Here is a 21,591-nt window from a genome sequence, read left to right on the forward strand (position 1 = left end):
ACTGCAAAAGAAAACGGGCGGCGCATCGCTGCCGCCGCCCGTCGTGTGCCGTGCTGCCCCGCAAAGGAGCAGCCGATCGATCCGTTACTGCCCCACCCGGAACTCGATCCTCCGATTCCGCGCCCTTCCATCCGCCGTATCATTCGGTGCGATCGGCTGATCCGGCCCGACGCCCGTCGTCGTCATCTGCTGCGGCGGGATGCTCTTCGTGATCAGGTAACCCTTCACCGCGTCCGCGCGCGCCTGGCTCAGCGCGATGTTCGACGTCCGGTTCCCCGAGTTGTCGGTGTGGCCGATGATGTCGACCGTGCGGTTCTGCATCTTCGCGAGCGCGGCCGCCATCTGGTCGAGGATCAGCTTGCCCTGCGGCGTCAGCGTCGCGCTGCCCGTCTCGAACTCGATCGTCCGGTTCGCGAGCGTCTGGTCGAGCACGCCCTGCTCGGATGCCGACACGCGCAGCCCGTTCTTGATCGTGTAGGTCGGGTTCAGCGTGTTCGCCATGTCGCTCGCGAGCTGCTGGCGCTGCGCCTCGTTGTGCACCTCGCCCTTCATCTCGATCTGCGTGCCGTTGATCTTCAACTGCCCCTTGCTGATCTGCTTGAGCTGCGCGCCGAGCAGCTTCTGCACGTTCGCGCTCCAGTTCGGCGGCGTCGCGACGTCGCCGACCTCGATCTGGTCGACGACGTTCGCCGCGCCGTAGGTATCGCGCAGCTTCTGCAGCACGGCGGCCTTGGTCGCCTCGTCGGGCACCTTGCCGCCGACGACGACCTGGCCGGGCGCCGCGTTCGCGGGCGGCGGCGTGATCGTGCCGGCCGTGCCGTGCACCAGCGTGCCGGACGCGGTCGCAGGCGCGGCGCCGGGGTTCGGGTTTGACGACGGCAGTGCGGTCGTCGCGACCGAGCCGTTGCCGACCGGCGTGACGGTCGCGCCGGTGTTCTGCGCGAAGGCTGCGCCGCTGGCAACGAGGCCGGCGGCGAACAGAGCGGCGAGGGCGGGCGACAAGCGCGGGCGCCGGGCGTGAATCGTGCGATGCATCCCGTCAGCCTCCGATGAACGCTTCGCGGAACGCGTCGATCGCGACGCGCAGCGAGAGTTGCGGTTGGTCGAGGTAGCTGACGAGCTTGCTGATCTGGTGATCGTTTTGCGCATGGGCGTCGATCCACTCGGGATCGTCGATGTCGATGTTGTGGGCGGCGTAGGTCTGCGGATCGACAACGCTCAGCAGCGTCTTCGCCGACGCGCCGTTGAAGCCGATGATCAGGCGTTCGCGTTCGGCGATCGAGCCGATGAAGATCGCGAGCTCGAAGTCGGCCTGCGCGACGAACGGCGCGATCAGTTCGAGCCAGAACGCGGCGACGAGGCTGCGATAGAACGGATCGACCGGCAGCGGCAGCGTGAGGCCGCGCTCGATGTGCGACGAGCCGCTTTGCATCACCGGCCGCAGCAGCGAGCCGAGCGCGAGCATCGCGCCGCGCAGCCGCACGGGGTGGCCGCTTTCGAGCAGCATCTGCTGCAGGCCATACAGCGACTGGTGTTCGACGAAATCGTTGAAGGTGCCGTCATGCGACGTGCCGGGGCCGCCGACGTCGATCGGCACCTGCGTGTCGCCGAGCGCCTGCAGCGCGCCGGGCGGCTCTTCCTTGCCGAGCAGCGGCGGGATCTGCGTGGCGACGCGCGACCACAGCCGCGCGAACGCGAGCGGGCTGCGCGCGAGGAACGCGAGCGGCCGGTCGACCTCGAGCGCGGTTGCGCCGAGGAACGGGAAGCGGCGCATCGACACGTCGTGGCTCGCGACCATGTGGCCCGCGATCGCGAGCTTGCTGCGCGAGCCGAGGAACGCGAAATGCATCGGCTTCGCATCCTCGTAGACGAGCTTCCAGCGCGGGTCTTCCGCGAGCAGTTCGAGCGCCTGCGCGATCCAGCGATCGAGCGTCTGCAGCAACTGCGGATTGTGCGGGCTCTTCACGAAGTCGCCGCGCGACGGAATCTTGCCGAAGTAGGCGATTTGCGCCTGTACGGTTTGCGTCATTGCGCCCCCTGTGCATTCGTTGCGTTGGCGGCCGCGATGGCCGGCGCTGCGCCCGGCGTGCCCGTGCCGGACTGGGTCGCGTTCTGCGCGGCCCCCGCGCTCGCGTCGGCGACCGACGACGGCAGTTGCAGGCCGCGCAGGCTCTGCTGCTGCGGCTGGTCGCCGCCGCCGCCCGTCGGTTGCGACGTGCTGATGATGCGCATCGTCACCGACACGTTCACGCTGCCCTGCACCCACGTCAGGTCGAAGGTGCCGTCCGGACGGCGCTTGCGCTGCGCCGAGTTGATCAGCTTCTCGAGGCCGTAGCGGCCCGGCTCGTTGACGAGCTGCACCGTGCGGCCGTCGAAGGTCGTCGCGGACAGCGTCGCGCCCGGCGAGCCCTGCGGGTTCGGCCACACGAAGTTGGTCCACTGCGGCGGCGTGTTGCGGTAGCGCAGTTGCTGCCCGTCGATCGCGATCGTGTATTCCGTCGTGCCCGTGCTCGGCTGCGGCAGGATCTGGAACACCGTCTGCGGCTCGGACGCCGCGGCCGCGCCGCCTGCCGCCCCGCCCGCGAGCGGTGCGACCCAGCGTGCGAAGCCGTTCGTGAAGTCCGGCGTGAGCCCGATGCCCATGTCGCCCCACGTGCGGGCGGCGAGCGTGTCGCCGCGGCGCACCGCGAGCGGCCCGAGCGTCGTGCCGACGAACTTCGCGATCGAGCCGTCCGGACCGAACACCTGCGCGATCTCGCCGGCGCCGGCCTCGACCTTCGCGCTGGCCGCGAACGGATACTTCGTCGCGAGCGAGTTCTGGAACGGCTGGTAGACCTGCGCGTTCCACACCTTGTTGACTTCGGCGCTGGCCGGCTGGATCACGACCGCGAACGCCTGCATCAGCGGCCGCACGAGCAGCGGGCGCAGCGACTTGCGTTGCGAATCGGTGAGGCCCGTCAGCATCTGCTCGTCGACGAGCTTCAGCGACTCGGCGAGTTCCGAACCGTTGCCGTCGAGCGTCTGCTGCATCAGCTGGCGCGCGCCGGGGCCCGGGTCGCCCTGGTTCTTGATCACGTTGAAGCGGGTCCGGACCTTCGACAGCGAATCCATGTAGCCCTTGAGCATCGACGTGCCGTCATGCGTCGCGACGATCCGCGCGAGCCCGATGAACTCCTGGCCGACCGGACCCATCGGCACGTCGGCCGGATTGCCGTTGATGTCGATGTTGGCGGCCGCCACCTGGCCGGCCTGCGAGCGCGAGAACAGTTGCTTGACCCAGTTCACGACGCCCGTCTGCGCCTTCTTGATCGCCACGTTCGCGAGCGACGGGTTGTCCCACGACGTCTGGTCGTACGCGGTCTCGAGGATCTTGCGGATCGGCGAATCCTGCGGGTCGCCGAGGCGGTTCATCCCGTCGACGGCCTGGCCGAAGCTGCTGAAGCCCTGCACCGCGATGCCCTGCATGAACTTCTGCCAGTGCTGCGCGTACTCGGTCTTGTACATGCCGACCAGCGTCTTCTGGATTTGCTCGGGGCTGCCCTCGAGCGTCAGGTCGTCCTGCGTCGACGTGTTCAGCACCCAGTCCTTCGCCTGCAGTTCCTTGGTCGCCGCGTCGCGGATCGCCGGCTGCACGTAGTCGAACCACGCTTCGCGCGTGAACGTGCCCGGAATCGCGTAGCTGCCGGCCACCAGCCCCTGGTTGCCGTCGCCGACGATGCGCGCGATGGTCATCGGCGCGAAGCGGGTCGACGCGCGCGCCTTGATTTCCTCGTAGACGCGCTGGCGGGCCGGCATGCCGCGCACCACGCGGCGCAGGTTCTCGCGGGTCTGGTCGACGAGCGCGAGGTTCGCGTCGATCATCGGCCAGTCGTTGTCGTTCACGCGGGCGAGGTAGAACGAGATCATGCGCTCCGCGCTCTTGATCATCTCGTCACGCGGCATGTTGCCGCGATTCGTCTCGAGCCAGCCGCGCCAGAAGCGGGCGAGCTGGTCGGTCAGGTGCGCCTGCTCGACGTGGCGCTTGTCGGACAGCATCAGGTACGTCTTGAGCGCGTTGTACGCGTCCTGCACGTTGGTCGGCGACGCGTCGCTGTAGAGGCCGCCCTGCGGCGCGGCCGGCTGTTGCGGCGCGGCGGCCGGCGCGGTGCCGGACGCGGCCGGTGCGGCGCCTGCCTGCGGTGCTGCGCCCGCCGCGTTCGTCGAGACCGGCATCGTGCCGCCCTGCACGGCGCCCGATTCGGGCGGGCGGGTCATCGGCACGAGCTGCTCGGGGTGCGCGTTCACGTCCTTCATGAACGACGCGAGGTTCTGCGACACGGGGGCCAGCAGGATCTGGCGCACGCCGTTGTAGTACTCGGTCAGCAGGTGCTGCTCGAGACGGTCGCCCTGGTACAGGCCGAGCGACACCGACAGCGGCTTGTCGCGGCGGAACTGCTCGAGCTGCTCGATCCGGTCTTCCAGGATGTCCATCGCCTGCAGGCGCGACTGCAGGTCGTTGCGGCCCTGCTGCAGGCGCGTGACGTTGTCGAGGTCGGCCTGCACGTTCGAGACCAGCTGCTGGTTGCCGATCGTCGACCAGGTCCAGCCGCCGAGCGCGAGCGCGAGCGCCGCGACGAAGCCGAAGAAGGTCGCGTAGCGCAGCCGAGTCTTGGTCGGGCTGGCGAACTGGCGCACCGTCTGGCGGTCCGCGAAGATCACCTTCGAGAACAGGTCGCGCAGGAAGAAGCCGTTCTTCGAGAACGCGCTGTGCGGCTTCGGCAGCGCGGTTGCGTCGAGGCCGAAGCGGTGCGCGATGCGCTGCGCGGCCGCGCTGTTGGTTTCGCCTTCCTGCAGCGCGCTGGTGAAGTAGAAGCCGCGGAAGATCGGCTTGTATTGGAACGGGTTGTTCTCGAACAGCGTCGCGAGGAACGCGCGCAGCGACGGCTTGATCGTCGAGAATTCGAGCGGGAAGCTCAACTGGCCCGGCGACAGCTGGTTGCCGCGCGACAGCGACAGCTGCGCGACGCTGATCTCCTTCAGCCCTTCGTAGAGTTCCTCGAAGTGCGTGTCGAACTGCGCGACCACGTCGCGCTTGTCGTCGGGCTCGTAGGGCAGCGTGGCGCCCCACACGCGGTCGTACTCGTGCTTGTCGCTGCTGCTGAAGAATTCGGTGAAGCCGGTGATCAGGTCGGCCTTCGTGAACATCACGTAGACCGGCGCGAACACCTCGAGCTTTTCCGTCAGCTCCTGAACGCGCTGGCGGAGGTTTTTCGCGAGGTTGATCGCGAATTCGGGGCGGTTGCCGGTGAGTTCGGCGATGCTCGCGGTGACGATGATGCCGTTGATCGGCGCCTTCGGGCGATAGCGCTTGAGCAGGCCGAGGAAGCCGAGCCACTCGCTGCGGTCTTCCTCGTGCACCGAATAGCGGCCGGCCGTGTCGAGCAGGATCCCTTCGGTCGTGAAGAACCAGTCGCAGTTGCGCGTACCGCCGATGCCGTGGATCACGGCGCTGTTCTTGTCCGCGAACGGGAACTGCAGGCCGGAATTGAGCACGGCGCTGCTCTTGCCCGCGGCCGGGTTGCCGATCACGATGTACCACGGCAGTTCGTACAGCGCGGAGCCGCCCGAGACCTGGCCGATCTTCGACGTCTTGATCGTCTTCACCGCGTCCGACAGGCGCGTGCGCAGCACGTCGAGGTCGGCCGTCTTCGCGTCGGGCGCGAGCGCGGCGGCGGCGGGTGCGGCGATCTTGCCGGTTTCCGCCTGCTCTTCCAGCACCTGGCCGAGCTGCTGGTTCGCGCGCTTCACGCGCCAGCGGCGCCACAGCGCGACGACGAGCCACAGCGCGAGGATCGCCGCGAACGCGATCGCCGCCCACAGGAGCGGCAGCTGCAGCATGTCGGCGACGATGAAGAGGATGGCCGCTAGCGCGACGATCCCGACGATCGAGAGCGTACGCGGATGAGTCAGCACGTTGAGGATGCGTTGCATAGGACGTTCAGGTTCCGGTGCGATTCGGTGAGGCGACGCAGGCGCGCCGAGCGGCAAGGGTGGCGCCGCGATGTGTCGCCATGCTGTCAAACGGGATGAAGGGGGCCGGCATCAATGCGCCCGCGGCATCGGAGAAGGCGCGCGCATTAATGAAAGGACGCTGTGAGATTTAAAACGGAAGCGGCGGCCGCAAAAAATCGCGCACCGGAATGCCCGATTTTTTGCGTCGCCCGTATCGTTTCCTGCCGGGATATTAAAAAGCCCCATGCCGCCCTCATTATTTCCTGTCCGGCAGCCCTGGCTAGCTGCCGCGTCCCAGTTTAAAACCGGGTTTATGGTATTCCACGTGCCCGAGATCCATCATTTTCCAGCGGCCCCCCCAGGTCAGGCCGACCTGCTCGGCGACCTGGCCGTACAACTGGTAGCCGCGCATCGCCCACGGATCTTTCTCGGAAATGACCAGCTTGCCGTCGCGCAGGAATGCATTGTCGGCCGCCAGCCCGAATTGGTGATAACTCTGGAAGGCCGCCGCATTGGTCACGTTGCTGCCCATCTGCGCCAGCCGGTTTTGCCGTTCCGGGCTCCGGTAACCTTCCAGCAGCGCCATTTCATAACCGTATTGTTCGTGCATGATCTTGTAGACCAGCAGCAAACGCGTACGGAAATCCGGGTCCAGCAGGTTCCAGTCGCGGCTCGCATCCTTCAGCGCCGGGCGCACCTGTTCGACTTCCCGGGTGGCGAAGACTTCCGGCGGCAGCGGCGGAGGCGGCACGAGCTGTTCGCCCTGCAGCAGCGCGGCGATCTTCTCGTCGGGCACGCGCGCCGTGTCGTCGTACTGGAACAATTGCCGGCCGCGTAACGCAATGGCGACCAATGGCGGCGTCGCAAGAATACCTGCCGATACCGTAATCATCAAGCGCCGCCGAACCAGTAAATTTTGCACATCGTTTAATGCGCCGCGCGTAGCGCTTGCCGATTTAACAATCTGACTCCGCGTACGCGTGGCGCGATCGTTCGCACGGCGCGTAAGACGGCCGTGAAACTGGGCGACGGATTCGAAAACCGTCGCGCGGATACCCGGTAAAAGCAACAGTGCCGCAACCGCGACGGCAAGGGCGAAATAGGCGACGAGTGCGACGGCAATCAACGAAATCCCCGGAAATTGGAATTGATTGTGTTTTGCAATGCTTGCTCTTAGAATCAGGCTGCTTTGAGAGGCCGGGCTATATTATCGCGGTGAATTAAACCAGGATTCAATGAGACGCTGAATGAGTGCGCCGGAAAATTCAAATTCGAAAACTCCACCCAGCCTGCTGTCCGATACTAAACCGGAAGGCAACGGAGGAGCTCAGCAGTCTCGCATTCTCGCGAATCTGGAAGGGCGTGTCACGCCGCCCGCCGAACCGGCGCGCCGTTCGCTGAAGGCACCGATTGCGGCCGTCGTGGCATTGGTGGTTGCCGTCGGCGGCTGGGGCGCATGGCGCATGCAGCAGCATTCGGGCGAGCAGGCCGTCGCTGTCACGGCTGCAGCCGCGCCCGCAGCGGCCGAGCCGGCCAAGGCCGCACCGGCCAGCGGTGCCGCCGTGCAGGTCGCGCAGAATGGCGCGTCCGCCGCGCAGCCGGCCACGATCGTCAACGACGATTCGGCTTCCCGGACCGTTGCGTCCGCATCGTCCGCGTCCGGCGCGGACAACAGCCGCCTGTCGCGCGCGCTCGCCGATGGCGCCGACGACGCATCGGGCGCAGCCACGGCCGGCGCTGCCGCAGCCGCCACGGCCGCCGCGGCAGCGACGACGAAAACCGCGAAGGCCGACGCCGCGAAGAGCACGAAGGTCGCGCAAGGCAAGGCCAACACGAAGGCTGAGACGAAGGCCGAGACGAAGGCTGAAGCCCGCAAGCATCGCAAGGAACAGGAAGCCGAGCTCGCGCAGGCGAAGAAGCGCCGCGATGCGGCGTCGACGCGTACCGCGAATGCGAAGGCGGCCGGGAAGGACGATCCGGATGCCGATCTGCTCGCTGCGCTCGTCGCGCGCACGAAGCCGGCCGACAAGAAACTCGCCGCGCAGAAGGCGCAGGCCGTGCCGACCAAGACGGCGGCGGCGACCGGTTCGCTTGGGGCGCGCGTGAAGGAGTGTTCGGAGCGCGGCTTCTTCGAGGATCAGTTGTGCCGCTGGCGCGTCTGCGACGGCCACTGGGGCAAGGACCCGGCGTGCCCGAACGCCGCGCAGTCGGAGACGCGGCAGTAACGCGTCCTGCGCATGCCGCGATGCCGTATCTGCGCCGCCCGTTGGGCGGCGCGTTGCTTTTGGGCATGGAAGCTGCCGGTATCATGCGGCGTGACACTGTCACGAGTGCGTCACGCCCGTCGGGCATACGTCTCCTTTCTTTTCCCGGCGCGGGCCCGCGACCCGCGATGTGCGGCGCGCCGCGCATCGCACGACTTTCGACACGATGGACCTGATCGTACAGACTTACGGCGCCGATACGTCCGGCATGGTGTGCGGCTTCCGCTTCGTTCCGGGCGGATCCGGCGCAATGCTCGACGCCGATGCGGCCGCCGCGTGGCTGCACACGTGCCGCGAGCGCGACGCGGTCGCGTCGGACGATTTCGTCTGGCTGCACTTCAATCTCGCGCACGGCGCGAGCGAGCGCTGGATGCGCACGCATCTCGGGCTGCCGGACAGCTTCTTCGCATTCCTCCACGAAGGTTCGCGCTCGACGCGCATCGAGCAGGAAGACGGCGCGTTGCGCGCGATCGTCAACGACGTGATGTTCAACCTCGAGCTGACGCCGTCGGAGATCGCGACGCTGTTCGTCCACGTCGAGCAGCGCATCATGGTCACCGCGCGGCTCAAGCCGCTGCGCTCGGTCGACACGCTGCGCGCATGCGTGCGCGACGGCGAGCAGTTCCGGTCGCCAGCGGAACTGCTCGTGCACCTGCTGCGCGACCAGGCCGACCTGCTGATCCAGATCATGCGGCGCACGAGCATCGACGTCGATCGCATCGAGGATCGCTTTTTGTCGCAGCGGCTCACGTCGAGCCGCATCGAGCTCGGCGCGATGCGCCGCACGCTGACGCGCCTGCAGCGCATGCTCGCGCCCGAGCCCGGGTCGATCTTCCGGCTGCTCGCGAAGCCGCCCGCGTGGCTGCACGTGGAAGACACGCAGGAGCTGCGCGAATCGACCGAAGAGTTCTCGCTGGTGCTCGGCGATCTGTCGGGGCTCAACGAGCGGATCAAGCTGTTGCAGGAAGAGATCGGGTCGCGTCTCGACGAGCAGAACAACCGGACGCTGTTCACGCTGACGCTCGTGACCGTGATCGCGCTGCCGATCAACATCGTCGCCGGCTTCTTCGGGATGAACGTCGGCGGCGTGCCGTTCTCGGAGAACAAGCACGGCTTCTGGCTGATGGTGCTGCTCGTCGCGGGCTTCACCGCGCTCGCCGCATGGTGGGCGTTCCGACGTCGCGACGATCGTTAGCGCCGGCGCCGTTTCGGCGCGTCAGCGCAGCAGCGCGATCGCGCGTTCGCCGATCACCATCCCGAGCAGGCCGACGAGCGCGACGAGCGGCGGGGCCGGCGAGCGCACGTGCAGCAGCGCATACAGCACGCCGACGCCGAGGCCCACCGCGAGCGAAGTCAGGTAATCCATCATGGCGGTCTCCCGTGCGGTCCGGCGTCAGAGCTTGAGGATGACGCGCTCGCGCGCACCGGCCAGCACCGCGCGATACGCGTCGTGTGCGCGTTCGAGCGGGTACACGTAGTCGTCGCCGATCGGGAACGGGCGCAGCGTGCCGTTGCCGAAGCCGGGTGCGAGCGTGTCGAGGATCTGCGCGACCGCGGCGCCGCCGAGCTGCAGCGAATCGATACCCACGTACGTATGCTGGCCGCGATAGAACGCGAAGATGTCGAACGGCACGCTGCGGTCGATCGTCGAGATGAAGATCTGCCGCGCACCGATCGCCATCGATGCGTTCGCTGCTTCGAAATACGGGCTGCCGACCGTGTTGTAGACGATGTCCGCGCCGCGGCCGCCGGTCGCCGCGTGCACGGCGTCGGCGACGGGCCAGCGCGACGCGTCGATCATGTGCACGTCGCCCGATGCGTGGCCGCGATAGCCGCCGGGGCCGCGCTCGACGCCGATCACGGTCGCGCCGCGCGCGGTCGCCAGCTGGATCGCGGCCTGGCCGACCTTGCCGTTTGCACCGAACACCAGCACGACGTCGTCGGCCGTCGGCATGCCGACCCGGCGCAAACCCTCGTATGCGGTGACGAACGGCACACCGACGCCGGCCGCTTCGTCGAGCGTCAGCACGGCCGGCTTGCGGCGCACCAGTGCCGCGTCGAGCACGAGCCATTCCGCGTGCGAGCCGTCGCGCCCCACGCCGAGATCGCCGCCCGATCCCCACACGGGCGCGCCGATCCACTCGGCCGGGCCGCTGCGCACGATGCCGGCCCAGTCGCGCCCGGGCGTGCGCGGCCACACCGCGTGCGGCATGCGGCCGAGCGCGGCCTTCACGTCGCTCGGGTTGACGCCGGCCGCGCGCACCTCGATCAGCATCTGGCCGTCGGCCGGCACGGGTTGGTCGATTTCCCTGACGCGCGCGTCGAGCGACTCGATGTCGGCGGCGGGGGCGTCGAAGCGGATGCTGCGCATGATGATCTCCGTGGCGGATGGCTGCCGCGCTGCCCGGCGGGCCGGCGCGTGCAACGGGTGGAAAGGATGAATGCAGTCTAGTTGGGGCGGTTTGACACGGAAATATGCAAAGGTGGATGATTGTTTTGCGATTTGCGCATAGCAAAACCCGAGGCCCCCTGAATGGACGACTTCCTTTCCCCGCATCTGGCGCTGTTCGTCGACGTGGTCGACCAGCAGAGCTTCTCGGCGGCCGCGCGCCGGCTGGGCGTCGCCGCGTCGTCGGTCACGCGGCGCATCGACCGGCTCGAGGCGCAGCTCGGCATCCGTCTCCTGCATCGCACCACCCATGCACTGCGGCCGACCGAGGCCGGGCAGTTGCTGTACGGGCGCGCGCTGCGGATGCTGGCCGAGCTGCGCGGCCTGCAGGAAGACCTGCACAGCCAGCACGACGAGCCGAGCGGGCTGCTGCGCGTCGACTGTCCGGCGCCGTTCGGCCGCCTGCACCTGATGGCCGCGCTGGCCGCGTTCATGCAGCGTCATCCGGCGCTGCAGGTCGACCTGGTGCTGACCGACAGCATGGTCGACCTGCAAGGAGCGCGGCTCGGTTCCGACGTCGATCTCGCGGTGCGCATCGGCCCGCTCGAGGACACGCGCTTCGTCGCGACCGTACTGGCGCCGCAGCGGCGCGTGCTGTGCGCGAGCGCGGCCTACCTCGCGCGGCGCGGCGAGCCCGAATCGTCCGACGCGCTCGCCGGACACGACTGTCTCGCGTGGCATGGCGCGCCGCCGCCGGGCGCCTGGCGCTTCGGCGACCGCCGCCACGTGCCGGCGCAGCCGCGGTTCCGCAGTAATCATTCGGAGGCGTTGCTCGAAGCCGCGATCGACGGGCTCGGTCTCGCGCACCTGCCGACCTGGCTCGCCGGGGATGCATTGCGCGACGGACGGTTGCGCGCGGTGCTGCCGCAGTATGCGGCGGCGCCCGAGCACGCGACGATCCACGTGTTGCGCCAGCAGGCGCGCGGCAGCGCACGTGCGTCGCGGCTCGTCGCGTTCCTGGCAACGTGGTTCGCGCAGCCGGCGTGGGATGCCGCGTGGGCGTGAGCGCAAGAAGGCGCGTCGGGCGATAGCGCCGCGCCGACAGAAAAAAGGGCCTCGCTCGCGAGGCCCGTCAAAGGTCGGGAGGAGGTACGCCGGCCGGCGCCGCAGGCTGCGCGGCACCGGCCGGACGCGCACCGTTACTGCGTCACTACCTTGCGCGGCTTGAAGATGCCCTGGTATTGCAGGGCCGGGCGTTCCTTCGTCGCCGGCGCGATGCCGCCGAAGGTCGGCGTCTGGCGCAGCTTCATCGCGGCCGGCGAAGCGACCGAACCGATCGACGTCGAGCGCGAAGCCGGCGCGAGGTTGTTCGCGACCAGCAGCGCGGCCTCGCTCTTCAGGTTCGACAGCAGCACCGGATCGGACGAGCCGTTGACCTGCGTGAGCAACCCGCTCCAGGCCGCGTCGCTGTAGTTCACGACGTAGTAGTCGAGCCCGCTCGGGTCCGCGACCACGCCCGTGCAACCGTCGATCCGCGTTTGCGTCTGCGTGTCCTTCAGCGCGAGCGTCGTGCGTTGCGCGAGACCCTGGCCGTACGCGAGCGTGATCGGCACCGTCCATTGCAGGCCCGGATACGCGTTCTTGTTCGGGAACGGCTGCTGCTTCAGCGTGACGATCGTCTGGTTCTTCGTCAGGTCGCACTGCGTGTCGAGCGAGATCAGCGGCACGCCGGTCTGGCGCACGTAGCTGTCGCCGATCGCGCCGACCGACTGGCCGCTCGCCTTCGACAGCGCGTCCCACAGGCGCTTCGGCGTGCCGTTGCCGAACGAGTAGTCGACCAGGTACTGCTGCAGACCCTTGCGCAGCGTCTGTTCGCCGAGATAGTTCTCGAGCGTCTTCAGCACGTGGCCGCCCTTGTCGTACGTGAACGCGCTGGCGCTCAGCACGAAATCGTTCGACGCCCAGCCGTTGAAGTTCGGTGCGACCGGGAACGCGTTCGGGCCGATGTCACGATTGATCACGCGGTACTTGTTCTTCACCTGGTCGAGCCAGCTGAACTCGTCGGGGAAGAACTGGATCGTCGTCTTCGTCTCGAAGAACGTCGCGAACGATTCGTTGAGCCACACGTTGTCCCACCAGTCGGTCGTGACGAGGTCGCCGAACCACTGGTGCGCGACTTCGTGCGTCAGCACCTCGTTGCCGTAGCGCGACATCGGCTGGCCCGGCTGCGGCAGGATGTCGTCGGCGAACTCGAGGATCGACCCCCAGTTCTCCATCCCGCCGAAGTTCAGGTCCTTCTGCTCCTTGAACGCGTCGTTCGCGGCGACCGTGTCGAACTTCGTCAGCGGCAGCGCGATGCCCGTGTAGCGGTAGTAGTAGTCGAGCGCCTGCTTGGTGCGGTCCATCGCCGGCTTCGCCCAGTCCCTCATGCCCGGCGGCGTGAACACGCGCAGGTGCAGGCCGCCCTTGCCGCCCGGCAGCGGGCTCGTGAAGTCGTCCTCGTAGGTGTCGAACAGGCCGCCGCCGAAGAACAGCAGGTACGACGGCATCGGCGGGGTCTTCTCGAACTGCACGAGCTTGTAGCCGCCGCCGATGCTGGTGGACGGCTTCTCGGCCGCGTTCGACACGACGCGCCAGCTCTGCGGCACTTCGGCCGTCACTTCATAGGTCGGGCGGAACGCCGGCTCGTCCCAGCCGGGGAACCACTGGCGCGCCAGGTTGGTTTCGCCCTGGGTGAGGATCGCGCCGCTCGTCGTCCCGTCGGTGCTCTTCAGGTCGACGCGGAAGATGCCTTCCGCGGCCGAGCAGCCCGGATACGGATCGTCGCCGCAGCTGCCGCCCGTCTTCGTGACGGGATCGTCATACGACTTGAAGTTGATGATGCCCGACCACTCCATGTGCAGCGAATAGTTGCCCGGCGAGATCGTGCCGCTCACGGGGCGCAGCTGGTAGAAGTCGCCCTTGTCCTGCGGCGTCGCGATCAACTGGATGTTGCCCGGCTGCAGCGTGATGCGGCCGTTCGTGAACTTGATCCGGTGGCCGGCGATCACGATGTTGTTGACCGGCTTCAGCACCTTGATCTCGACGTCGGCGCGGCCGTCGAACGCGTTCAGCGCTTCGTTCGGGCGGAACCACAGCCGGTAGTTCACGGGTACGACGGTGTCCGGCAGCTCGACAGGCGACACGCTCTTGTCGACGTTGGATGCGCTCGGCGGCGCGGTGACGGCGGGCGACGAGCCCGAGTGCGGCGCGCCGGCGGAGCTGAGCGCGGAAGCCGAGCCCGCGCCGCCGTCGTCGCCGCCGCACCCGGCGAGCGCGAGTGCGGCGACGAGCGGCAGATAACGCATCTTGCGAATGTTGATCGACATGACTGAAACCTCGATTGTTGAAAGAATCGTTCAGTGCTGCGAAAACGCCGGCAAAAGCAATCCCCTCGCCGTTAATCAACAGCGATGAAAATGCCAATGACGGATTATTCGAAAAAGACGGCGGCCGACTACGTGAAGGTAATCATGGTTTACTGCCCCCTCTGGATTTCCGGATGTCGGTTAACTTGCCGGTTCAAAATGGACGAGCGCGTGTTGTACTGAATTGATTTCGCGCGCACGACACGGGGCCGCACGCCCGGCACGGGCGCGCAATCCCTTTGAACCGACGACCTACGGGGCTGGCCGGGCCAGTCCGCAGGACGGAAGGAAGGCGGGTCGCCGTTCCGTAAATTCGCCGTCATGCGGCTTCAAGGTTTGTCGGCCAGCTCGAAGGATGCGTAAATATACTTGATGGTTTTAGGTAAAGGAAACGAAAAATTTAGAAGATGCATCTATTGAATTTTTCCCGCTTCATTGAATGCTGGAAGTCATTAATACGCTTTCCGTTTAGCCGATGGCTTCGTAGTTTTAATCTATTAACGATCTGGCGAGGTTGCGAAAACTACGAAATCCGGCGTGCCGCGGCACGCTCGGTACAATGCATCGACGACCCGTTCACCGATTGCCGCGAGGAGACCTTCCGATGCCACGAGCCCTGTTCCGTATCGCGCCGCTGCGCGCCGTGCTGCTGCTGTTCGCCGCCGTGTTCCTGCTCGGCGGTTGTGCGGGGCTGACGCGCGACCCCGTGCGCGTGTCGGTCGCCGGGCTCGACCCGCTCGTCGGGCAGGGGCTCGAGATGCGTTTCAGCCTGAAGCTGCGCGTGCAGAACCCGAACGATGCGCCGATCGAGTACGACGGCATCTCGGTCGCGCTCGACCTGAACGGCACGCCGTTCGCGAGCGGCGTCAGCGATCGCTCGGGCACCGTGCCGCGTTTCGGCGAGGCCGTGCTCGACGTGCCGGTTTCCGTGTCGGCATTCGCCGCCGCGCGGCAGGCGTGGAACCTGCCCGGCGCGGCTGCGAACGGCGAGCTGCCGTATGCGCTGCGCGGCCGGCTCGCCGGCGGCGTGCTCGGCACCGTGCACTTCAACGACGCGGGCACGCTGCGCCTGCCCGCGATGCCGGGATGGGGCGGATAGCCCGGGCGCCGCGCGGATGCCGGCGCCATGCCGGACGAAGCGGCGCGTGCGCGCCGGCCCTGACGATTCCTGACGATTGAATTGCACCGGCCTTGCGTTTTCCCGGCGGGATCGCGCTTAAACTGGCCGGGTCCGGAGGGCCGGACGAACTTTCACCCGAGGGGATCCCAATGGCAGCGAAATTCGTCATCAAGAAAGCGAGCGACGGTCAGTTCCTGTTCCACCTGAAGGCCGGCAACGGCGAGATCATCCTGCGCAGCGAGCTCTACAAGACCAAGGCGTCTGCGGAGAACGGCGTCGCGTCGGTGCGCAAGAACGCGCCGGACGACGCGCGCTACGAGCGCAAGACCGCGAGCAACGGCCAGTTCATGTTCAACCTGAAGGCCGGCAATCACGAGATCATCGGCACGAGCGAGCTGTACAAGGCCGAAGCGGGCCGCGAGAACGGCATCGCGTCGGTGAAGCAGAACGCACCCGACGCGGCGCTCGACGACGAGACCTGACGCGCGCGTCCCGGGCGGCGGTGCGTGCCGCCGCCCGCGCTTTGCCGCGCGGGCAAAGCGCGGTATGGTGTGAGCCGCGCGGTGCGATGCCGCCGCCCGTTGAAGCCAACCGTAACCGAGTTCGCGTGACCGATTTCCCCGTTTTCCACTGGACCGACGCCGACGGCGTCGATCATGCCGTGCGCTGGCGCTCCGAAGCCGGTGTGCAGCCGCCGAAGCGCGCGGTGCCCGCCGACGACCGCCTCACTGCCGACGCGGCCTACCGCCTTGCGTGCGAGGGCACCGCGCTCGTCTGGCAGGGCGACTTCCAGAATGCGCGCCAGCTCGTGCAGGCGATGGCGCGCCGCGTCGAGCGCAAGCCGAAGAAGGCGAAGGCCGCGGCCGGCGCCGACGCATTCAACCTGCATCGTCTCGCGCAGTCGCAGCGCGCCCGCACGCTCGGGATGCTATTGATCCCGCTCGACGCCGATTACACGATCCCGCTGCGCCGCGCGCCCGACGTGCGCGCCGCGTGCGAGGAGGCGTACGGGCCGGGCGGCGCGCCGTCGGTCGTGTCGCTGCGCGAACTGCTCGGCCTCGTCGGCGCGCATGAATGGCGCAAGAAGGGCGTGCCGATCCCGGCGCTCGGCGGCGCGCCGATCCATCCGCACTACGGCGTGTTCTCGCCGGTGCGCGGCGAATATGTCGAACTCGTCGCGCGCGCGCCGCTGCCGGCGACGTCGCTCGCGTTCGACGTCGGCACGGGCACCGGCGTGCTCGCGGCCGTGCTCGCGTCGCGAGGCGTCGAGCGCGTCGTCGCGACCGACCAGGATCCGCGTGCGCTCGCCTGTGCGCGCGAGAACGTCGCGCGGCTCGGTCATGCGGATCGCGTCGACGTCGTCGAGGCCGACCTGTTTCCGGCCGGCCGTGCGCCGCTCGTGGTCTGCAACCCGCCGTGGGTGCCGGCCCGGCCGAGCGCGCCGATCGAATACGCGGTCTACGATCCCGACAGCCGCATGCTGCGCGGTTTCCTCGCCGGGCTCGCCGCGCATCTCGAGCCGGGCGGCGAGGGCTGGCTGATCCTGTCCGATTTCGCCGAGCACCTCGGCCTGCGCCCGCGCGACACGCTGCTGCAATGGATCGACGAGGCGGGCCTGGTCGTGCTCGGCCGCGACGACATCCGCCCCGCGCACCCGAAGTCGACCGACGCCGACGATCCGCTGCATGCGGCACGCCGCGCCGAGGTCACGTCGCTGTGGCGGCTCGGCGCCCGAGCCTGACCGCGCATTTTCGGTAAACTGTCACTCTCCCTCACGAATTCCCGCCGCCGGGCCGTGGTCGACCGACCGTGGCCCGGCGCCGCATCACGATGTCGAACAAGACCCACGAAATCCGCCCGGAGCAATCCGTCGAGCTGCTGAAGGAACTGCACATCCTCACCCGCGACGGGAAGCTGAACCAGGACAGCCGCCGCAAGCTGAAGCAGGTCTATCACCTGTTCCAGTTCATCGAGCCGCTGCTGGCCGGCGTGCAGGCCGACAAGGGCAGCGTGACGCTCGTCGATCACGGCGCCGGCAAGTCGTATCTCGGCTTCATCCTGTACGACCTGTTCTTCAAGCAGCAGCCGGGGCACGGCACGCCGGCGTTCGCATCGCACGTGTACGGGATCGAGACGCGCGAGGAGCTCGTCACGCGCTCGGCCGAGCTCGCCGCGCGGCTCGGGTTCGGCGGCATGTCGTTCCTGAACCTGTCGGTCGCCGATTCGATCACGTCGCCGCAGCTGCCCGAAACGGTCGACGTCGTCACCGCGCTGCACGCGTGCGACACGGCAACCGACGACGCGATCCGCTTCGCGCTCGCGAAGCGCGCGCAGCACATCGTGCTGGTGCCGTGCTGCCAGGCGGAAGTCGCGGGCGTGCTGCGCCGGAACAAGGGCAAGTCGCTCGCGAACGCGCTGACCGAGGTGTGGCGGCATCCGCTGCATACGCGCGAATTCGGCAGCCAGATCACCAACGTGCTGCGCTGCCTGCAGCTCGAAGCGCATGGCTACCAGGTCAGCGTGACCGAGCTGGTCGGCTGGGAGCATTCGATGAAGAACGAGCTGATCATCGCGCAGTACAAGAACCTGCCGCGCCGGCGGCCCGGCGAGCGGCTGAACGAGATCCTCGGGATGTTCGGGCTCGCCGAACTGAACGAGCGCTTCTTCGTGCCGGAGGCCGCGGCAGCGGGCGGCGAGGCCGTCGAGCCGGCCGAAGGCTGACGCGCGGGCGGGCCGAACCGCGTAGCGGCCGGCGCGAGCGCGCGGCGCATCAGACGTCGTCGCCCGGCCGGCGCATCCATTCGCGCCAGCCGTCGTGGCCGAGGCGGCGCAGCGTTTCCTGATTCTTTTCGTAGATCGCGGACGCGTCCGGGAACGCGTCGACCGCGCGCGCGATGCTGTCCTCGCGCAGCAGGTGCAGGATCGGATACGGCGCGCGGTTCGTGTAGTTCTCGATGTCGTCGGGGGCGCTGCCTTCGAACCGGTATTGCGGATGGAAGCTCGCGATCTGCAGCACGCCGTCGAGCCGCAGTTGCTGCACGAGCCGATCGGCGAAGAACAGCGCATCGTTGTAGTCGACGAAATCGGCGAACGCATGCGGGAAGATCACGAGCGTCGTGTCGACCTGCTGCGGGTCCGCCGCGTCGAGCGCGCGCAGCTCGGTTTCGAGCTCGGCGAGCGCGTCTTCCAGCGTCGTCGCTTCGCTGATCGCGTAGCGCACCTGTTCCTTCACATAGACGCTTTTCGCGAACGGGCACAGATTGAGCCCGATCACCGCACGCGCGAGCCAGTGCCGCGTGGCAGCGAGGATGTCGTCGTGCGATTCGGGGCGGGTGTCGGTCATCGTGAAACCAGTCGGGCGGTGGAGCGGAGAGGGCCGCATTGTAGCGGGCACGCCGGGTTCGGGCGTGCGCTGCCCGTCACGCGCATGCGGCCTCGATCAACTGCGTGACGAGCGCGGGCGCGATACCGATCGGCGTTTCGCCGTGCCGGTAGGTCTGGCTCGCCGCATAGATGCCTTCGACCACCAGCGCGAGCGCATCGGCGAGCGCCTGCGGCTGCCGTGCGCCGGCGTCTTCGCACAGCGCGACGAGCCGCTTCATCAACTGTTCCTTGTTCTGCGCGACGCGCTCGCGCGCCGGGTGCGACGCATCCGGGAATTCCGCGGCGACGTTGACGAACGGACAGCCGCGATAGTCCTTCTGCGTCGCGCGCTCGGCAAGATCGACGAAATACTGGATCAATTGCGCCTTCGGCTGGCCCGGATGCTTGGCGACGCTCGTGTCGAGACGCTCGAAGAAGCACGCGTCCATCCGCTCCAGGTACGCGAGGATCAGCTCGTCCTTCGACGAGAACTGGCGGTACAGGCTCATCTTGTTGACGCCCGCGCGCTCGACGACCGCCTCGACGCCGACCGTGCGAACGCCTTCCCGGTAAAACAGCTCCTCGGCGGCGCGCAGCAGGTGCTCGTGCGCAGTGGCCCCGTCGATCGGCCGGCGCGTGCGGCGCGCCAGCGGTTTGGCGGCTTCGATGCAGGACATGATGACCCTCGACTACGTGATGAATTGCTTGACATGTTACCGACTGGTAACTACGATCGCAACACAGTTGTGACCGGTCGGTAACAATGCTGGTCGGATCGACAGACAAATGCCAAGCGTCGGCCCGGGTCAGCCGATGCAGTGTGCGGCGGAGGTGGCCTGGCTGGGTGGGGCGGAGCAGGTGCGATGGCGCCGGAGCCGCCAACTGGAGAAGATGACGATGAACTGGGCGGTGACACGAATCGGCGGGCGCTTCCACTATGGATGGCTCGCGGCGGCGGTGGTATTCCTGATCCTGCTGGCGGCAGCCGGCACCCGCGCGACGCCGAGCGTGCTGATGGTGCCGCTCGAACGCGAACTCGGCTGGAGCCGCGCGGCGATTTCGCTGGCGATCTCGGTGAACATCGCGCTGTACGGGCTGACGGGGCCGTTCGCGGCCGCCGCGATGCAGCGCTTCGGGCTGCGCCCGACGATCCTCACCGCGCTCGTGACGATGAGCGCGGGCGTCGCGCTGTCGTCGATGATGACGCAGAGCTGGCAGATGGTGGTGATCTGGGGCCTGATGGTCGGCTGCTCGACGGGCGTCGTCGCGCTGACGCTGTCCGCGACCTTCGTCACGCGCTGGTTCCATGCGCGGCGCGGCCTGATCATGGGCATCCTGACCGCGAGCACGGCCACCGGCCAGCTCGTGTTCCTGCCGATGCTCGCGGCGATCGCGCAGCGCCATGGCTGGCGGCCGGTCGTGCTGGTCGTCGCGGTAGCGGCCGCAATCGTGATTCCGCTCGTCGCGTTCCTGCTGCCCGAACGGCCGGCCGACGTGCAGTTGCGCCCGTACGGCGAGCCGGCCGATGCGCCGCCCGCGCCCGACGCGACGAAGGAGAACCCGCTCGCGGTCGCGTTCCGCACGCTGCTGATGGCGAGCCGTTCGCGCGACTTCTGGCTGCTGTTCTTCAGCTTCTTCATCTGCGGCGCGAGCACCAACGGCTATGTCGGCACGCACCTGATCGCGATGTGCAGCGACTACGGGATGACCGAAGTGCAGGGCGCGTCGCTGCTCGCGGCGATGGGCGTGTTCGACCTGTTCGGCACGACGCTGTCGGGATGGCTGTCCGATCGCTACGACAACCGCGTGCTGCTGTTCTGGTACTACGGGCTGCGCGGGCTGTCGCTGATCTACCTGCCGCATGCGTTCGGCATCGATTTCTTCGGGCTGCCGCTGTTCGCGATGTTCTACGGGCTCGACTGGATCGCGACCGTGCCGCCGACCGTGCGGCTCGCGACCGACGTGTTCGGCAAGGCCGCGGCGCCGGTCGTGTTCGGCTGGATCGTCGCCGGCCACCAGCTCGGCGCGGCATTCGCGGCGCTCGGCGCGGGGCTGCTGCGCGCGAGCCTCGGCACCTACACGATCGCGTCGATGATCTCGGGCGGGTTGTGCATCGTCGGTGCGCTGATCGTGCTGCGAATCAACCGAGGCCCGTCGCGTGCGGCAGCGCAGGCAGCCTGAGCACGGTGGCCCGGCCGGCCGCACCGCATGCGGCCGGCCATTGCAGGTACGGTGATTTGCATAGCGCGGGAGGATCGGGCGCGCAAACGCTCAAGCGGGTATGCTTGCGGTTCGCCAGGCGTTCGCGCCCCTTCATCGATGTCAGCGAGGAACCGCATGTCCGTCAAACCTGCTCCCACCACTGTTTCGATTCACGATCTGATCGCGGGCCGGTGGAGCCCGCGCGCCTATTCGGATGAACCCGTCAGCGCCGGCGATCTGCACGCGGTGCTCGAAGCCGCGCGCTGGGCGCCGTCCGCATACAACGCGCAGCCGTGGCGCTTCATCGTATTCGAGCGCACCCAGGACGAAGACGCATTCAAGCGCGCGTTCGCGACGCTGGTGCCGTTCAACCAGGGCTGGAATGCGCCGGCGCCCGTGCTGATCGCGGTGACCGCGCATACGCTTTCGCCTAAGGGCGAACCGGCGCCGACCGCGCTGTACGATGCAGGCGCCGCGGCGATGTCGCTGGTGCTGCAGGCGCACGCGCTCGGCCTCGCCGCGCACCAGATGAGCGGTTTCGACGCGAAGGCGTTCCGCGACGCATTCGCGATTCCGGCCGACGTCGCGATCGTATCGATCATCTCGCTCGGCCACTACGGCAACGTCGACAAGCTCGATCCCGTGCTGCGCGATCGCGAGAAGGCGCCGCGCACGCGCCATGCGATCGGCGAAGTCGTGTATGCGAGCGCGTGGAAGAAGAGCTTCGACGCGGCAGCCTGACCTGCCAGGCGGGCGGCTGCATCGTGCATCCCGTCCGCGCGCATCTCCGGCGCGCCAGGCCGCGCGCCGTCGTCACCGAAGCCCGTTCCGCGGCACCGGTGGCGGGCCCGGTTG

The 21,591-nt window shown here is 67.9% G+C and carries 18 protein-coding genes and 1 pseudogene; 10 read left to right on the forward strand and 9 right to left on the reverse strand.

Annotated elements, in window-relative coordinates; all coding sequences use genetic code 11:
* Positions 1 to 84: 84 nt before the first annotated feature.
* From ACM6JT_RS14830 to ACM6JT_RS14845, 4 genes are all read right to left on the reverse strand, one after another.
* Positions 85 to 1,035, reverse strand: a complete 951-nt coding sequence (locus ACM6JT_RS14830; RefSeq protein ID WP_131947071.1) for an OmpA family protein — start codon at positions 1,033 to 1,035, stop codon at positions 85 to 87.
* A gap of 4 nt (positions 1,036 to 1,039) precedes the next feature.
* Complete coding sequence (tagF, locus tag ACM6JT_RS14835; RefSeq protein ID WP_034183687.1) at positions 1,040 to 2,029, reverse strand: type VI secretion system-associated protein TagF; 990 nt, start codon at positions 2,027 to 2,029, stop codon at positions 1,040 to 1,042.
* Positions 2,026 to 5,970 carry a type VI secretion system membrane subunit TssM gene (tssM, locus tag ACM6JT_RS14840; RefSeq protein ID WP_175750195.1) on the reverse strand — a complete coding sequence of 1,315 codons (3,945 nt, stop codon included), beginning with the start codon at positions 5,968 to 5,970 and terminating at the stop codon, positions 2,026 to 2,028. Before tssM ends, tagF begins: the two co-directional genes overlap by 4 nt.
* A 301-nt stretch (positions 5,971 to 6,271) precedes the next feature.
* Entirely contained in the window at positions 6,272 to 7,117 is an 846-nt protein-coding gene (locus ACM6JT_RS14845; protein WP_131947073.1) for a M15 family metallopeptidase, read from the reverse strand.
* A 121-nt stretch (positions 7,118 to 7,238) separates the two neighbouring features.
* Between ACM6JT_RS14845 and ACM6JT_RS14850 the strand changes: the two genes are divergently transcribed.
* Together ACM6JT_RS14850 and ACM6JT_RS14855 are read left to right on the forward strand one after the other, a co-directional pair.
* Positions 7,239 to 8,216: a hypothetical protein gene (locus tag ACM6JT_RS14850; protein WP_034183690.1), complete on the forward strand. Its 978-nt coding sequence runs from the start codon at positions 7,239 to 7,241 to the stop codon at positions 8,214 to 8,216.
* Between the two features lie 205 nt (positions 8,217 to 8,421).
* Positions 8,422 to 9,450, forward strand: a complete 1,029-nt coding sequence (locus ACM6JT_RS14855) for a transporter (protein WP_243565155.1) — start codon at positions 8,422 to 8,424, stop codon at positions 9,448 to 9,450.
* A 24-nt stretch (positions 9,451 to 9,474) separates the two neighbouring features.
* On the opposite strand, the pseudogene ACM6JT_RS14860 reads toward ACM6JT_RS14855, so the two are convergent.
* Positions 9,475 to 9,621, reverse strand: a pseudogene (locus ACM6JT_RS14860) (DUF1427 family protein); the annotation flags it as partial.
* Between the two features lie 27 nt (positions 9,622 to 9,648).
* Positions 9,649 to 10,626: a quinone oxidoreductase family protein gene (locus tag ACM6JT_RS14865; RefSeq protein ID WP_414856759.1), complete on the reverse strand. Its 978-nt coding sequence runs from the start codon at positions 10,624 to 10,626 to the stop codon at positions 9,649 to 9,651.
* Between the two features lie 162 nt (positions 10,627 to 10,788).
* Here ACM6JT_RS14865 and ACM6JT_RS14870 point away from each other — a divergent pair, with 162 nt between their 5' ends.
* On the forward strand, positions 10,789 to 11,709 hold the full coding sequence (locus tag ACM6JT_RS14870) for a LysR family transcriptional regulator (RefSeq protein ID WP_414856760.1): 921 nt from the start codon (positions 10,789 to 10,791) through the stop codon (positions 11,707 to 11,709).
* Positions 11,710 to 11,843: 134 nt separating this feature from the next.
* Here ACM6JT_RS14870 and ACM6JT_RS14875 read toward each other — a convergent pair whose 3' ends face one another.
* Positions 11,844 to 14,012 carry a M1 family metallopeptidase gene (locus ACM6JT_RS14875; RefSeq protein WP_414856761.1) on the reverse strand — a complete coding sequence of 723 codons (2,169 nt, stop codon included), beginning with the start codon at positions 14,010 to 14,012 and terminating at the stop codon, positions 11,844 to 11,846.
* 17 nt (positions 14,013 to 14,029) lie between these two features.
* Between ACM6JT_RS14875 and ACM6JT_RS14880 the strand changes: the two genes are divergently transcribed.
* The 5 genes from ACM6JT_RS14880 to ACM6JT_RS14900 all read left to right on the forward strand — a co-directional run bounded on the left by ACM6JT_RS14880 (position 14,030) and on the right by ACM6JT_RS14900 (position 17,892).
* Positions 14,030 to 14,239 (forward strand): hypothetical protein, encoded by a 210-nt coding sequence (locus ACM6JT_RS14880; protein WP_165948084.1) that lies wholly within the window; start codon positions 14,030 to 14,032, stop codon positions 14,237 to 14,239.
* Between the two features lie 416 nt (positions 14,240 to 14,655).
* Positions 14,656 to 15,150 carry an LEA type 2 family protein gene (locus ACM6JT_RS14885; protein ID WP_034183694.1) on the forward strand — a complete coding sequence of 165 codons (495 nt, stop codon included), beginning with the start codon at positions 14,656 to 14,658 and terminating at the stop codon, positions 15,148 to 15,150.
* A 170-nt stretch (positions 15,151 to 15,320) separates the two neighbouring features.
* Positions 15,321 to 15,653: a YegP family protein gene (locus tag ACM6JT_RS14890; RefSeq protein WP_034183695.1), complete on the forward strand. Its 333-nt coding sequence runs from the start codon at positions 15,321 to 15,323 to the stop codon at positions 15,651 to 15,653.
* A 125-nt stretch (positions 15,654 to 15,778) separates the two neighbouring features.
* A complete protein-coding gene (locus ACM6JT_RS14895; protein WP_034183696.1) occupies positions 15,779 to 16,912 on the forward strand; it encodes a methyltransferase in 1,134 nt (377 codons plus the stop codon).
* An 89-nt stretch (positions 16,913 to 17,001) separates the two neighbouring features.
* Positions 17,002 to 17,892, forward strand: a complete 891-nt coding sequence (locus ACM6JT_RS14900; protein ID WP_034183749.1) for a class I SAM-dependent methyltransferase — start codon at positions 17,002 to 17,004, stop codon at positions 17,890 to 17,892.
* 49 nt (positions 17,893 to 17,941) lie between these two features.
* Here ACM6JT_RS14900 and ACM6JT_RS14905 read toward each other — a convergent pair whose 3' ends face one another.
* The gene (locus ACM6JT_RS14905) at positions 17,942 to 18,514 is read right to left on the reverse strand and encodes a DUF1415 domain-containing protein (protein WP_105392241.1); all 573 of its coding nucleotides are present in this window, start codon (positions 18,512 to 18,514) and stop codon (positions 17,942 to 17,944) included.
* A gap of 76 nt (positions 18,515 to 18,590) precedes the next feature.
* Positions 18,591 to 19,211, reverse strand: a complete 621-nt coding sequence (locus ACM6JT_RS14910; RefSeq protein ID WP_414856762.1) for a TetR/AcrR family transcriptional regulator — start codon at positions 19,209 to 19,211, stop codon at positions 18,591 to 18,593.
* A gap of 220 nt (positions 19,212 to 19,431) precedes the next feature.
* Between ACM6JT_RS14910 and ACM6JT_RS14915 the strand changes: the two genes are divergently transcribed.
* Together ACM6JT_RS14915 and ACM6JT_RS14920 are read left to right on the forward strand one after the other, a co-directional pair.
* The gene (locus tag ACM6JT_RS14915) at positions 19,432 to 20,715 is read left to right on the forward strand and encodes an MFS transporter (RefSeq protein ID WP_414856780.1); all 1,284 of its coding nucleotides are present in this window, start codon (positions 19,432 to 19,434) and stop codon (positions 20,713 to 20,715) included.
* Positions 20,716 to 20,871: 156 nt separating this feature from the next.
* Positions 20,872 to 21,477 carry a nitroreductase family protein gene (locus ACM6JT_RS14920; RefSeq protein WP_034183699.1) on the forward strand — a complete coding sequence of 202 codons (606 nt, stop codon included), beginning with the start codon at positions 20,872 to 20,874 and terminating at the stop codon, positions 21,475 to 21,477.
* The last annotated feature ends 114 nt before the right edge of the window (positions 21,478 to 21,591 follow it).

The organism is Burkholderia sp. IT-111MI5 (assembly GCF_949752865.1).
GTDB lineage: Bacteria > Pseudomonadota > Gammaproteobacteria > Burkholderiales > Burkholderiaceae > Burkholderia > Burkholderia pyrrocinia_C.